Raw genomic sequence first — 14,607 nt, forward strand, 5'->3', positions numbered from 1 at the left:
GTCATGGCATCGTCCCTGTCAGCCGCGTCACGCGCACACCCAGCCCGTGCGCGCGACACACGCAGATCCGCGTCACAGGTACAGCCAGGGAGCACACCCCCATGACATCGACGTCAGCGACAGCGCACTCCGAGCCCCCCGAGCCGCTCTGGCAGCCGGACCAGGACCGCATCGCCTCCGCCGCGGTCACCCGCTTCCAGGCCTGGGCCGCCGAGCGCCACGGCGCCCCGGCGAACGGCGGATACCCGGCCCTCCACCGCTGGTCCATCGAACACCTCGACACGTTCTGGCAGGCCGTCACCGAGTGGTTCGACATCCGCTTCTCCACCCCCTACGCGCGCGTACTGGGCGACCGCGCCATGCCCGGCGCCCGGTGGTTCCCCGGAGCCACCCTCAACTACGCCGAGCACGCCCTGCGCGCAGCCGACGAGCGCCCCGACGCGCCCGCGCTCCTCCACGTGGACGAGACCCACGAACCGGCCCCCGTCACCTGGTCCGAACTGCGCCGCCAGGTCGCCGCCCTCGCCGACCAGCTCCGCGTCATCGGCGTACGCCCCGGCGACCGCGTCAGCGGCTACCTGCCCAACATCCCGCAGGCCGTCACCGCCCTCCTCGCCACCGCCGCCGTCGGCGGCGTCTGGACCTCCTGCGCCCCCGACTTCGGCGCCCGCAGCGTCCTCGACCGCTTCCAGCAGGTCGAACCCGTCGTCCTGTTCACCGTGGACGGCTACCGCTACGGCGGCAAGGAACACGACCGCCGCGACACCGTCGCCGAACTCCGCCGCGAACTGCCCACGCTCCGCGCGGTCGTCCACATCCCCCTTCTCGGCACCGAAGCCCCCGAGGGCGCCCTGGAGTGGGACGCCGTCACCTCCGGCACCGCCACCCCGGCGTACGAGCAGGTCCCCTTCGAACACCCCCTGTGGATCCTCTACTCCTCCGGCACGACCGGCCTGCCCAAGGCCATCGTCCAGTCCCAGGGCGGCATCCTCGTCGAGCACTTCAAGCAGCTCGGCCTCCACTGCGACCTCGGCCCCGACGACGTGTTCTTCTGGTACACGTCCACCGGCTGGATGATGTGGAACTTCCTCGTCTCCGGCCTCCTCACCGGCACCACCGTCGTCCTCTACGACGGCAGCCCAGGCCACCCCTCCACCGACGCCCAGTGGCGCGTCGCCGAACGCACCCGCGCCACCCTCTTCGGCACCTCCGCCGCCTACGTCATGGCGTGCCTCAAGGCCGGCGTCCACCCCTCCCGCGACCACGACCTGTCCCGGATCAAGTGCGTCGCCACCACCGGCTCGCCCCTCCCGCCCGACGGCTTCCGCTGGCTCCACGACGAGTTCGCCGAGAACGGCGCCGACCTGTGGATCGCCTCCGTCAGCGGCGGCACCGACGTGTGCAGTTGCTTCGCCGGAGCCGTCCCCACCCTCCCCGTCCACATCGGCGAACTCCAGGCCCCCTGCCTCGGCACCGACCTCCAGGCCTGGGACCCCCACGGCAAGCCCCTCGTCGGCGAGGTCGGCGAACTCGTCGTCACCAACCCCATGCCGTCCATGCCGATCCGCTTCTGGAACGACCCCGACGGCAGCCGCTACCACGGCAGCTACTTCGACACCTACCCCGGCGTCTGGCGCCACGGCGACTGGATCACCCTCACCGACCACGGCTCCGTCGTCATCCACGGCCGCTCCGACTCCACCCTCAACCGCCAGGGCGTCCGCATGGGCAGCGCCGACATCTACGAAGCCGTCGAACGCCTCCCCGAGATCAGGGAATCCCTCGTCATCGGCCTGGAGGAACCCGACGGCGGCTACTGGATGCCCCTTTTCGTCCACCTCGCCGAAGGCGCCACCCTCGACGACGCCCTCATCGACCGCGTCAAGCGCACCATCCGCGCCGAACTCTCACCCCGCCACGTCCCCGACGAGATCATCGAAGTCCCCGCCGTCCCCCACACCCTCACCGGCAAGCGCATCGAGGTCCCCGTCAAGCGCCTCCTCCAGGGCACCCCCCTCGACAAGGCCGTCAACCCCGGCTCCGTGGACAACGTCGACCTCCTCCGCTTCTACGAGGACCTCGCCCGACAGCGCGCCCAGAAGCGCGCCGGCTGACCGGCCCACCGCCACTGTCAGTCCCCCTGATTACGCTGAGTGAGCATCGAGCCACATTCGATCACCAGGGGGACCGATGGCACACCCGACCAACACGACAGCCCTGCGCCACGCGCTGCGCCGCGAAGCACCGACCACGCTCGGCCTCCTCGCCGACGAGCACGACTTCGCGGCCATGCGCCGCTACCGCACCTTCACCTTCCACGACCACCCCACCTACCTCCGCGAGACCGAGCGCCTCCTCAGGATCCTCGCCGCCGACGGCACCCACACCACCGTCACCCTCTTCGACCCCGAGGACTACGCCGCCTACTGCGCCGAAACGGGCCTCGACCCCGACACCCGCGCCAGCCGCACCCGCTACACCGCCGAGATCGCCGCCAGGGGCGCCCGCGTCCCCTACACCGGCCAGCCCATCGAGGACCTCGTACCACTCCTCGTCAACACCGCGGTCCGCCACGCCACCCACGCGTACGCCACGCTCCTCCTGGACGAGGCAGGCCCCTGCGCCGACTGCGGCCAGGACATCGGACGCGCCGCCTTCGACCAGGCCTCCCGCGCCGTCCTGCGCATCCTCGACCTGGCGGGACCCGGCGCCCACCAACTCGTGTGCAGCGTCCCCGCCGCCGACGAACACCTCCTCGCCGTCCTCCGCACCGACCGCACGGTCCCCGACCCCGCCCGCCTCGACTCCACCGAGGGCACCGAGTTCCTCACCGTCCTCGCCGCGGGCATCGCCCGCGACACCCCCGGCGGACTCGTCCTGCGCACCAGCGGCCCCGCCGGCCCCGACCGCCTCCGAGGCTGGCGCCTCGACCACGGCCGCCTCGTCCCCCTCACCGAGGCCGAGGTCTTCAACGCCTACTGCACCGACGCCGACACCGGCGAACCCCTCCCACCGGAACACGGCGTCGAATACCACGCCGGCTTCGACCTCGCCCCCGACGACGGCCGCCCCACCCACCACTGACGCCCACCACAGCGCCCGACCCCACAAAGGGTGAGGGGCCCTCCCGCGACCACGGGAAGGCCCCTCACCCCACACCACCCGGCACCACACCGGCCGGGCTCACTCGCCGGACAGCACCGCCTGCGCCGCGACCCGCGCCTCATCCGCCGAGTCAGCCGCCCGCGCCGCCGCGGCCGCCCGCTCGCACTGCGCGAGCGTGTACTTCGCCAGCGTGGCCCGCACATAGGGAATGGACGCCGCCCCCATCGACAGGGAGGTCACCCCCAGACCCGTCAGCACACAGGCCAGCAGCGGATCGGACGCGGCCTCACCGCACACGCCGCAGCTCTTGCCCTCGGCGCGCGCCGCGTCGGCCGCCATCGCGACCAGGTCCAGCAGCGCGGGCTGCCACGGGTCCTGGAGCCGCGACACCGCACCCACCTGCCGGTCCGCCGCGAAGGTGTACTGCGCCAGGTCGTTCGTCCCCAGCGACAGGAACTCCACCTCCCGCAGGATCGACCGCGCCCGCAGCGCCGCCGAGGGGATCTCCACCATCGCGCCGAACTTCGCCCGAAGCCCCGCCTCACGGCACGCCTCCGCGAACGCCCGCGCGTCCGCCCGGTCCGCCACCATCGGCGCCATGACCTCGAGGTACACCGGCAGCCCCTCGGCCGCCTTCGCCAGCGCGGTCAGCTGCGTCCGCAGCACCTCCGGATGGTCCAGCAGCGTCCGCAGACCCCGCACACCCAGCGCCGGGTTCGGCTCGTCAGCGGGGGTCAGGAACGCCAGCGGCTTGTCCGCCCCCGCGTCCAGCACCCGCACGACGACCCGCCCCTCCGGGAACGCCTCCAGCACCTTCCGGTACGCCTCGACCTGCTTCTCCTCCGACGGCGCCCGCTCACTGTCGTCCAGGAACAGGAACTCCGTACGGAACAGCCCGACGCCCTCGGCCCCGGCCTCCACCGCCGCCGGCACGTCCCCGGGCCCGCCCACGTTCGCCAGCAGCGGCACCTTGTGCCCGTCGGACGTCGCACCGGGACCGGTCGAGGCCGCCAGCGCGGCCTTTCGCTCCCGCGCGGCCCGCTCCATCTCGGCCCGCTTCTCGTCACCGGGCTCGACGAAGACCTCACCCGTGCTGCCGTCCACCGCGATCACGGTGCCCTCGGCCAGCTCGCACGCCCCCGGCAGCGCCACCACGGCCGGCACCCCGAGCGCCCGCGCCAGGATCGCGCTGTGACTGGTCGGCCCGCCCTCCTCCGTCACGAAGCCCAGTACCAGCGACGGGTCCAGCAGCGCCGTGTCCGCGGGCGCCAGGTCCCGTGCGATCAGCACATACGGCTCGTCACTGTCCGGCACCCCGGGCATCGGCACGCCGAGCAGCCGCGCCACGATCCGGTTCCGTACGTCATCGAGGTCGGCGACCCGCCCCGCCAGGTACTCCCCGGCACCCGCCAGCAGCGCCCGGTACGCGGCGAACGCGTCGTACACGGCCCGCTCGGCGGTGGAACCCACGGTGATCCGACGGTCCACGTCGGCGATCAGCTCGGGGTCCTGCGCCATCATGGCCTGCGCCTCCAGCACGTGCTGGGCCTCACCACCGGCGAGGTTGCCCCGCGCTATCAGGTCGGCGGCCACCGCCTCGACGGCCTTGCGCGCGCGACCCTGCTCCCGCTCAGCCTCCTCGGCGGGGATCTGCTTGGCGGGCGGTTCCAGCACCGCCGTGCCCATGTGCCGCACCTCGCCGATCGCCACCCCGTGGCTCACGCCGACGCCGCGCAGTGTTGTCTCCATCTTCAACCCGTCTCCGATCGAGCGGCGGCCCGGCGCCGCCGCTGGGAACATCCCGTCTCACCGCCGCCGCACGGGCGGCGGTGACGTCACTGCCAGACGAAGAGCGTCTCTCCGGCCTTCAGCTCGCCCGTTTCGCGCAGGTCTCCGAGGGCGCCCGGCGTTGCCTCCAGCGCGACGACCGGGCAGATCGCCGACTTGCCCGCCGCCTCGACGGCGGCCGGGTCCCAGCGGACGATCTCCTGACCGCGCGTGACCGTGTCCCCCTTGTTGACGAGCAGCTCGAAGCCCTCACCGTTGAGCTGGACCGTGTCGATACCCAGGTGGGTGAGCACACCGTGCCCCTCACCGTCGACGACGACGAAGGCGTGCGGGTGGAGGGAGACCACGACCCCGTCGACCGGCGCCACCGCCGTCGAGGGCCCACGCACCGGGTCGATGGCCGTGCCCGGTCCGACCATGGCCCCGGAGAAGACCGGGTCCGGTACGGCGGCGAGTCCGATGGCGTGTCCGGCGAGGGGCGACGTCACGGTGGTCATGGAGGGCCTCCCAGAGGGCGGAGATGGAGTGGCGCCGTCCCTGCCTGTCCTGGACGGCGTACTGTTCAGAGCGTATGTCATGGAAAGTCCGGGTTCCGTGCGAGAGGCCCGGTTGGCAGGCCTCGGGAACCACGGGGGCGATTTGCCTCAACTGCCAGGCAGGAGTACCGTCGTAGGCCTGCCTCACGCCCGGCACGACGATGCCCGGGGCAGGCAGTGCCGCCTGTCAGGGCGAGATCCTAACTGGTCTACACCACTAGTGGTCTACACCTCTGCGTGTGACCGACCGGAGGGTGTGGTCAGGGGGTCGGGAAAATCCTGATAGAGTCGGCACCGCCGGAAAGGGAAAGCGCGAAAGCGAAGAACGGCCCGGCAGCCCGCTCCAGCGGGTGGCAGAAACGGAAAACGGATCTGCTAAGCTGGAAACACCGAAGGGAAGCGCCCGGAGGAAAGCCCGCAGGGAACTGAGGGTGAGTACAAAGGAAGCGTCCGTTCCTTGAGAACTCAACAGCGTGCCAAAAGTCAACGCCAGATATGTTGATAACCCCGTCTCTCTGAGACGAGGTTCCTTTGAAAAAACACAGCGAGGACGCTGAGAACCGGAAGGACTATTCCTCCTTCGGGTTCCGCTCAACGCGAGTGTCACCGGGATAACCCGGAAGCATTCACGGAGAGTTTGATCCTGGCTCAGGACGAACGCTGGCGGCGTGCTTAACACATGCAAGTCGAACGATGAACCCACTTCGGTGGGGGATTAGTGGCGAACGGGTGAGTAACACGTGGGCAATCTGCCCTGCACTCTGGGACAAGCCCTGGAAACGGGGTCTAATACCGGATACGACCACTTCAGGCATCTGATGGTGGTGGAAAGCTCCGGCGGTGCAGGATGAGCCCGCGGCCTATCAGCTTGTTGGTGAGGTAACGGCTCACCAAGGCGACGACGGGTAGCCGGCCTGAGAGGGCGACCGGCCACACTGGGACTGAGACACGGCCCAGACTCCTACGGGAGGCAGCAGTGGGGAATATTGCACAATGGGCGAAAGCCTGATGCAGCGACGCCGCGTGAGGGATGACGGCCTTCGGGTTGTAAACCTCTTTCAGCAGGGAAGAAGCGAAAGTGACGGTACCTGCAGAAGAAGCGCCGGCTAACTACGTGCCAGCAGCCGCGGTAATACGTAGGGCGCAAGCGTTGTCCGGAATTATTGGGCGTAAAGAGCTCGTAGGCGGCTTGTCGCGTCGGATGTGAAAGCCCGGGGCTTAACCCCGGGTCTGCATTCGATACGGGCAGGCTAGAGTTCGGTAGGGGAGATCGGAATTCCTGGTGTAGCGGTGAAATGCGCAGATATCAGGAGGAACACCGGTGGCGAAGGCGGATCTCTGGGCCGATACTGACGCTGAGGAGCGAAAGCGTGGGGAGCGAACAGGATTAGATACCCTGGTAGTCCACGCCGTAAACGTTGGGAACTAGGTGTGGGCGACATTCCACGTCGTCCGTGCCGCAGCTAACGCATTAAGTTCCCCGCCTGGGGAGTACGGCCGCAAGGCTAAAACTCAAAGGAATTGACGGGGGCCCGCACAAGCGGCGGAGCATGTGGCTTAATTCGACGCAACGCGAAGAACCTTACCAAGGCTTGACATACACCGGAAACACCCAGAGATGGGTGCCCCCTTGTGGTCGGTGTACAGGTGGTGCATGGCTGTCGTCAGCTCGTGTCGTGAGATGTTGGGTTAAGTCCCGCAACGAGCGCAACCCTTGTCCCGTGTTGCCAGCAGGCCCTTGTGGTGCTGGGGACTCACGGGAGACCGCCGGGGTCAACTCGGAGGAAGGTGGGGACGACGTCAAGTCATCATGCCCCTTATGTCTTGGGCTGCACACGTGCTACAATGGCCGGTACAAAGAGCTGCGATACCGTGAGGTGGAGCGAATCTCAAAAAGCCGGTCTCAGTTCGGATTGGGGTCTGCAACTCGACCCCATGAAGTCGGAGTCGCTAGTAATCGCAGATCAGCATTGCTGCGGTGAATACGTTCCCGGGCCTTGTACACACCGCCCGTCACGTCACGAAAGTCGGTAACACCCGAAGCCGGTGGCCCAACCCCTTGTGGGAGGGAGCTGTCGAAGGTGGGACTGGCGATTGGGACGAAGTCGTAACAAGGTAGCCGTACCGGAAGGTGCGGCTGGATCACCTCCTTTCTAAGGAGCACTTCTTACCGGGCTTCGGCCTGGTCAGAGGCCAGAACATCAGCGAATGTCTGATGCTGGTTGCTCATGGGTGGAACGTTGACTATTCGGCACGATTCTTCAAAGCCTTCTGTTAGTACTGCTTCGGCGTGGAACACAGGAAGAGTGGCGGAGATCGTGCCGGGCGCGCTGTTGGGTGTCTGAGGGTGCGAGCGCTGCTCGCCCTTCGAACGCCGGCCCCAGTGAACTCGCCGCGGTTGCGGTGGGGTGATGGGTGGCTGGTCGTTGCTTGAGAACTGCACAGTGGACGCGAGCATCTGTGGCCAAGTTTTTAAGGGCGCACGGTGGATGCCTTGGCACCAGGAACCGATGAAGGACGTGGGAGGCCGCGATAGGCCCCGGGGAGCTGTCAACCAAGCTTTGATCCGGGGGTGTCCGAATGGGGAAACCCGGCAGTCGTCATGGGCTGTCACCCTTACCTGAACACATAGGGTAAGTGGAGGGAACGAGGGGAAGTGAAACATCTCAGTACCCTCAGGAAGAGAAAACAACCGTGATTCCGGGAGTAGTGGCGAGCGAAACCGGATGAGGCCAAACCGTATGCGTGTGATACCCGGCAGGGGTTGCGCATGCGGGGTTGTGGGATCTCTCTTTCACGGTCTGCCGGCCGTGAGACGAGTCAGAAACCGTTGATGTAGGCGAAGGACATGCGAAAGGTCCGGCGTAGAGGGTAAGACCCCCGTAGCTGAAACATTGACGGCTCGTTTGAGAGACACCCAAGTAGCACGGGGCCCGAGAAATCCCGTGTGAATCTGGCGGGACCACCCGCTAAGCCTAAATATTCCCTGGTGACCGATAGCGGATAGTACCGTGAGGGAATGGTGAAAAGTACCGCGGGAGCGGAGTGAAATAGTACCTGAAACCGTGTGCCTACAAGCCGTGGGAGCGTCGCTCACATCTTCGGATGTGGGTCGTGACTGCGTGCCTTTTGAAGAATGAGCCTGCGAGTTTGCGGTGTGTTGCGAGGTTAACCCGTGTGGGGAAGCCGTAGCGAAAGCGAGTCCGAACAGGGCGATTCAGTAGCGCGCTCAAGACCCGAAGCGGAGTGATCTAGCCATGGGCAGGTTGAAGCGGAGGTAAGACTTCGTGGAGGACCGAACCCACCAGGGTTGAAAACCTGGGGGATGACCTGTGGTTAGGGGTGAAAGGCCAATCAAACTCCGTGATAGCTGGTTCTCCCCGAAATGCATTTAGGTGCAGCGTCGTGTGTTTCTTGCCGGAGGTAGAGCACTGGATAGGCGATGGGCCCTACCGGGTTACTGACCTTAGCCAAACTCCGAATGCCGGTAAGTGAGAGCGCGGCAGTGAGACTGTGGGGGATAAGCTCCATGGTCGAGAGGGAAACAGCCCAGAGCATCGACTAAGGCCCCTAAGCGTACGCTAAGTGGGAAAGGATGTGGAGTCGCAGAGACAACCAGGAGGTTGGCTTAGAAGCAGCCACCCTTGAAAGAGTGCGTAATAGCTCACTGGTCAAGTGATTCCGCGCCGACAATGTAGCGGGGCTCAAGCGTACCGCCGAAGTCGTGTCATTCCAGCATGAGGGCCAACGCCCGCTGGGATGGGTAGGGGAGCGTCGTGTGCCGGGTGAAGCAGCCGCGGAAGCGAGTTGTGGACGGTTCACGAGTGAGAATGCAGGCATGAGTAGCGATACACACGTGAGAAACGTGTGCGCCGATTGACTAAGGGTTCCTGGGTCAAGCTGATCTGCCCAGGGTAAGTCGGGACCTAAGGCGAGGCCGACAGGCGTAGTCGATGGACAACCGGTTGATATTCCGGTACCCGCTTTGAAGCGCCAGCGCTGAACCCAGCGATGCTAAGCCCGTGAAACCGCCGTGTGCGTCTTCGGACAAGCACGGAGTGGTGGAGCCGGTGGCCCAGACTGGTAGTAGGTGAGCGATGGGGTGACGCAGGAAGGTAGTCCAGCCCGGGCGGTGGTTGTCCCGGGGTAAGGGTGTAGGACGTCACGTAGGCAAATCCGCGTGACACATAGTCTGAGACCTGATGCCGAGCCGATTGTGGTGAAGTGGATGATCCTATGCTGTCGAGAAAAGCCTCTAGCGAGTTTCATGGCGGCCCGTACCCTAAACCGACTCAGGTGGTCAGGTAGAGAATACCGAGGCGTTCGGGTGAACTATGGTTAAGGAACTCGGCAAAATGCCCCCGTAACTTCGGGAGAAGGGGGGCCACGCCTGGTGATGGAGTTTACCTCCGGAGCTGGGGGTGGCCGCAGAGACCAGCGAGAAGCGACTGTTTACTAAAAACACAGGTCCGTGCGAAGCCGTAAGGCGATGTATACGGACTGACGCCTGCCCGGTGCTGGAACGTTAAGGGGACCGGTTAGCTTGGATTCGTCCAGGCGAAGCTGAGAACTTAAGCGCCAGTAAACGGCGGTGGTAACTATAACCATCCTAAGGTAGCGAAATTCCTTGTCGGGTAAGTTCCGACCTGCACGAATGGCGTAACGACTTCTCGACTGTCTCAACCATAGGCCCGGTGAAATTGCACTACGAGTAAAGATGCTCGTTTCGCGCAGCAGGACGGAAAGACCCCGGGACCTTTACTACAGTTTGATATTGGTGTTCGGTTCGGCTTGTGTAGGATAGGTGGGAGACTTTGAAGCTGTGACGCCAGTCATGGTGGAGTCGCCGTTGAAATACCACTCTGGTCGTGCTGGATGTCTAACCTGGGTCCGTGATCCGGATCAGGGACAGTGTCTGATGGGTAGTTTAACTGGGGCGGTTGCCTCCTAAAGGGTAACGGAGGCGCCCAAAGGTTCCCTCAGCCTGGTTGGCAATCAGGTGTTGAGTGTAAGTGCACAAGGGAGCTTGACTGTGAGACCGACGGGTCGAGCAGGGACGAAAGTCGGGACTAGTGATCCGGCGGTGGCTTGTGGAAGCGCCGTCGCTCAACGGATAAAAGGTACCCCGGGGATAACAGGCTGATCTTCCCCAAGAGTCCATATCGACGGGATGGTTTGGCACCTCGATGTCGGCTCGTCGCATCCTGGGGCTGGAGTCGGTCCCAAGGGTTGGGCTGTTCGCCCATTAAAGCGGTACGCGAGCTGGGTTTAGAACGTCGTGAGACAGTTCGGTCCCTATCCGCTGTGCGCGTAGGAATATTGAGAAGGGCTGTCCCTAGTACGAGAGGACCGGGACGGACGAACCTCTGGTGTGCCAGTTGTTCTGCCAAGGGCATGGCTGGTTGGCTACGTTCGGGAGGGATAACCGCTGAAAGCATCTAAGCGGGAAGCCTGCTTCGAGATGAGTATTCCCACCTCCTTGAGAGGGTAAGGCTCCCAGTAGACGACTGGGTTGATAGGCCGGATATGGAAGCCCAGTGATGGGTGGAGTTGACCGGTACTAATAGGCCGAGGGCTTGTCCTCAGTTGCTCGCGTCCACTGTGTTAGTTCTGAAGTAACGAACTCCCGTTTGGCTGGTTGAGTTCATCTTCATAGTGTTTCGGTGGTCATAGCGTTAGGGAAACGCCCGGTTACATTCCGAACCCGGAAGCTAAGCCTTTCAGCGCCGATGGTACTGCAGGGGGGACCCTGTGGGAGAGTAGGACGCCGCCGAACAAATTGTGACGGGAAGCCCCGCATCTGATGATGCGGGGCTTTTCGCATCTCCAGGCATATGTGCTCCGGCCGTCATGGGCCCGCTTGTGGCCAGGCCCTGCACCCCGTGCATGGGCCGGCCCGTGCTGACGGTAAGGTCAGGGGGCAGCATTGACACGTTCCCACAGGAGGCCCCCGGGTGGAGGTACAGGAGACTCGCGTTCAGACGGACCGGGTCCTCACCATCCCCAACATCCTGAGCATGGCCAGGCTCATCGGTGTACCGCTCTTCCTGTGGCTCATTCTCCGCCCCGAGTTCGGCGGGCCCAACAGCGACGGATGGGCCCTCCTGGTCCTGGCCCTCAGCGGCGTCAGCGACTACCTCGACGGTAAGCTCGCACGACGCTGGAACCAGATCAGCAGCCTCGGACGAATCCTCGACCCCGCGGCCGACCGGCTGTACATCCTGTCCACCCTCATCGGGCTGACCTGGCGCGAGATCCTCCCGCTCTGGCTCACCGCCGCACTTGTCGCCCGCGAGCTGATGCTCCTGGTCATGGTGGGAATCCTCCGCCGCCACGGCTATCCGCCGCCGCAGGTGAACTTCCTCGGCAAGGCCGCCACGTTCAACCTCATGTACGCGTTCCCGTTGCTGCTGCTCAGTGACGGGGACACGTGGCTTGCGTCACTCGCTGAAGTTTTCGGGTGGGCCTTCGCCGGATGGGGTACAACTCTGTACTGGTGGGCAGGGATTCTCTACGTGGTCCAGGTCCGCCGACTTGTCAAGGCGGAAACCGCAGCCGAATGACCCTGTCTTTCCTCGCCGCAGCGTAAAAACGATGCCGGTGTGACGTCAGAGGGCCACAGCAAAGACGGGTGCATTCGGCCAGATCGTCGTCTCTGCAAGGAGGACGCTTCCGACATGAAGGCCGTCGTGATGGCCGGAGGCGAAGGCACCAGACTTCGCCCCATGACCTCGAGCATGCCCAAGCCGCTTCTGCCGGTCGCCAACCGACCGATCATGGAGCACGTGCTGCGCCTGCTCAAACGGCATGGACTCACCGAGACCGTCGTAACCGTGCAGTTCCTCGCCTCGCTCGTCAAGAACTACTTCGGAGACGGCGAAGAGCTCGGAATGGAGCTCACCTACGCTCATGAGGAGAAGCCACTCGGCACCGCCGGCAGCGTCAAGAACGCCGAAGAGGCACTGAAGGACGACGCGTTCCTGGTCATCTCCGGGGACGCCCTCACCGACTTCGACCTGACCGACCTCATCGCCTTCCACAAGGAGAAGGGCGCACTGGTCACCGTCTGCCTCACCCGGGTACCCAACCCGCTCGAATTCGGCATCACCATCGTCAACGAGGAAGGCCGCGTCGAACGGTTCCTGGAGAAGCCGACCTGGGGCCAGGTCTTCTCCGACACCGTCAACACGGGCATCTACGTGATGGAGCCCGAGGTCTTCGACTACGTCCAGCCCGACACGTCGGTGGACTGGTCCGGCGACGTCTTCCCCCAGCTGATGAAGGAAGGCAAGCCGATCTACGGCTATGTCGCCGAGGGCTACTGGGAGGACGTCGGCACCCACGAGAGCTACGTCAAGGCCCAGGCCGACGTCCTCGAAGGCAAGGTCGACGTCGAACTCGACGGCTTCGAGATCTCCCCCGGCGTCTGGGTCGCCGAAGGCGCCGAGGTGCACCCCGACGCCGTCCTGCGCGGACCCCTCTACATCGGCGACTACGCCAAGGTCGAAGCCGACGTGGAGATCCGCGAGCACACCGTCATCGGCTCCAACGTGGTCGTCAAGAGCGGCGCCTTCCTCCACAAGGCCGTCGTCCACGACAACGTCTACATCGGACCCCACAGCAACCTGCGGGGCTGCGTCATCGGCAAGAACACCGACATCATGCGGGCCGCCCGCATCGAGGACGGCGCCGTCATCGGCGACGAGTGCCTCGTCGGTGAGGAGTCGATCGTCCAGGGCAACGTCCGCGTCTACCCGTTCAAGACGATCGAGGCCGGTGCCTTCGTCAACACCTCCGTCATCTGGGAGTCCCGCGGGCAGGCGCACCTCTTCGGCGCACGTGGCGTCTCCGGCATCCTCAACGTCGAGATCACCCCCGAACTCGCCGTGCGGCTCGCCGGTGCCTACGCCACCACGCTGAAGAAGGGCGCCACCGTCACCACGGCCCGCGACCACTCCCGAGGCGCCCGAGCCCTCAAACGGGCCGTGATCTCCGCCCTCCAGGCCAGCGCCATCGACGTACGGGACCTGGAGAACGTGCCCCTGCCCGTAGCCCGCCAGCAGACCGCGCGCGGCAGCGCGGGCGGCATCATGATCCGTACGACGCCCGGTGTGCCGGACTCCGTCGACATCATGTTCTTCGACGAGCGCGGCGCCGACCTGTCCCAAGGCGGACAGCGGAAGCTCGACCGCGTCTACGCGCGTCAGGAATACCGCAGGGCGTTCCCCGGAGAGATCGGAGACCTCAGCTTCCCGTCGAGCGTCTTCGACCAGTACACCGGCGCCCTGCTGCGCAGTGTCGACACGAGCGGCATCGCCGAAGCCGGGCTGAAGGTCGTCGTGGACGCGTCCAACGGCAGCGCCGGCCTCGTCCTGCCGAGCCTCCTCGGCCGGCTCGGCGTGGACTCGCTGACGATCAACCCGGGTCTGGACGAGTCCCGGCCCACCGAGTCCGCAGACTCCCGCCGGGCCGGACTCGTACGGCTCGGAGAGATCGTCGCGTCCGCGCGGGCCGCGTTCGGCGTACGGTTCGACACGGTCGGCGAGCGGCTGTCCCTCGTGGACGAACGCGGGCGGATCATCGAGGACGACCGGGCGCTGCTGGTCATGCTCGACCTGGTCGCCGCCGAGCGGCGCAGCGGCCGTGTCGCGCTGCCGGTCACCACGACCCGTATCGCCGAGCAGGTCGCCGCGTACCACGGCACGCAGGTCGACTGGACGACGACATCGCCGGACGACCTGACCCGCGTCGGGCGTGAGGAGTCCACCATCTTCGGTGGAGACGGCCTCGGCGGGTTCATCGTTCCCGAGTTCAGCAGCGTCTTCGACGGGACCGCCGCTTTCGTACGGCTCATCGGCCTCGTCGCGCGGACGCAGCTCACGCTCAGCCAGATCGACGCGCGCATCCCCCGCGCCCATGTGCTGCGGCGGGACCTGGCGACGCCGTGGGCCGTGAAGGGACTCGTCATGCGGCGGGTCGTCGAAGCGGCAGGTGACCGGCACGTGGACACGACCGACGGGGTGCGGGTCGTGGAGGCGGACGGGCGGTGGGTGCTCGTCCTGCCCGACCCGGCCGAGGCCGTCACCCACCTGTGGGCCGAAGGGCCCGACGACGAGTCCGCGCAGGCGCTGCTCGACGAATGGGCGGCCGTGGTGGACAGCGCCGGCCGCTAAGCGGT

General features: G+C 65.8%; 6 protein-coding genes and 3 rRNA genes. 7 read left to right on the forward strand and 2 right to left on the reverse strand.

The window, feature by feature from the left end; genetic code table 11:
- Nucleotides 1-101 precede the first annotated feature (101 nt).
- Together J116_RS24605 and J116_RS24610 are read left to right on the forward strand one after the other, a co-directional pair.
- Nucleotides 102-2,114: an acetoacetate--CoA ligase gene (locus tag J116_RS24605; RefSeq protein ID WP_023589736.1), complete on the forward strand. Its 2,013-nt coding sequence runs from the start codon at nt 102-104 to the stop codon at nt 2,112-2,114.
- Nucleotides 2,115-2,190: 76 nt separating this feature from the next.
- On the forward strand, nt 2,191-3,084 hold the full coding sequence (locus J116_RS24610; protein ID WP_023589737.1) for a hypothetical protein: 894 nt from the start codon (nt 2,191-2,193) through the stop codon (nt 3,082-3,084).
- A 99-nt stretch (nt 3,085-3,183) separates the two neighbouring features.
- Here the strand turns inward: J116_RS24610 and ptsP are convergent, their stop codons facing one another.
- Nucleotides 3,184-4,854 carry a phosphoenolpyruvate--protein phosphotransferase gene (ptsP, locus tag J116_RS24615; protein WP_023589738.1) on the reverse strand — a complete coding sequence of 557 codons (1,671 nt, stop codon included), beginning with the start codon at nt 4,852-4,854 and terminating at the stop codon, nt 3,184-3,186.
- Nucleotides 4,855-4,940: 86 nt separating this feature from the next.
- Nucleotides 4,941-5,390 (reverse strand): PTS sugar transporter subunit IIA, encoded by a 450-nt coding sequence (locus J116_RS24620; protein ID WP_023589739.1) that lies wholly within the window; start codon nt 5,388-5,390, stop codon nt 4,941-4,943.
- Between the two features lie 664 nt (nt 5,391-6,054).
- On the opposite strand from J116_RS24620, the gene J116_RS24625 reads away from it, so the two are divergent.
- The 5 genes from J116_RS24625 (at nt 6,055) to J116_RS24645 (ending at nt 14,602) form a co-directional block, all read left to right on the forward strand.
- A 16S ribosomal RNA gene (locus J116_RS24625) occupies nt 6,055-7,582 on the forward strand.
- A gap of 309 nt (nt 7,583-7,891) precedes the next feature.
- Nucleotides 7,892-11,013: ribosomal RNA gene (locus J116_RS24630) — 23S ribosomal RNA — on the forward strand.
- A 75-nt stretch (nt 11,014-11,088) separates the two neighbouring features.
- Nucleotides 11,089-11,205, forward strand: a 5S ribosomal RNA gene (rrf, locus tag J116_RS24635).
- Together the 16S, 23S and 5S rRNA genes form the textbook arrangement of a ribosomal RNA operon.
- Nucleotides 11,206-11,383: 178 nt before the next feature.
- Complete coding sequence (locus tag J116_RS24640; RefSeq protein WP_023589740.1) at nt 11,384-11,992, forward strand: CDP-alcohol phosphatidyltransferase family protein; 609 nt, start codon at nt 11,384-11,386, stop codon at nt 11,990-11,992.
- 114 nt (nt 11,993-12,106) lie between these two features.
- Nucleotides 12,107-14,602, forward strand: a complete 2,496-nt coding sequence (locus J116_RS24645) for a mannose-1-phosphate guanyltransferase (RefSeq protein ID WP_023589741.1) — start codon at nt 12,107-12,109, stop codon at nt 14,600-14,602.
- Nucleotides 14,603-14,607: the final 5 nt, after the last annotated feature.

The sequence above is a fragment of the Streptomyces thermolilacinus SPC6 genome, from assembly GCF_000478605.2.
Taxonomy (GTDB): Bacteria; Actinomycetota; Actinomycetes; order Streptomycetales; family Streptomycetaceae; genus Streptomyces; species Streptomyces thermolilacinus.

Excerpts from the sequence above, each read along its gene's own strand:
- J116_RS24605 (WP_023589736.1), top strand. The coding sequence starts at position 102 with ATGACATCGACGTCAGCGACAGCGCACTCCGAGCCCCCCGAGCCGCTC.
- J116_RS24610 (WP_023589737.1), top strand. The coding sequence starts at position 2,191 with ATGGCACACCCGACCAACACGACAGCCCTGCGCCACGCGCTGCGCCGC.
- ptsP (WP_023589738.1), bottom strand. The coding sequence starts at position 4,854 with ATGGAGACAACACTGCGCGGCGTCGGCGTGAGCCACGGGGTGGCGATC.
- J116_RS24620 (WP_023589739.1), bottom strand. The coding sequence starts at position 5,390 with ATGACCACCGTGACGTCGCCCCTCGCCGGACACGCCATCGGACTCGCC.
- J116_RS24645 (WP_023589741.1), top strand. The coding sequence starts at position 12,107 with ATGAAGGCCGTCGTGATGGCCGGAGGCGAAGGCACCAGACTTCGCCCC.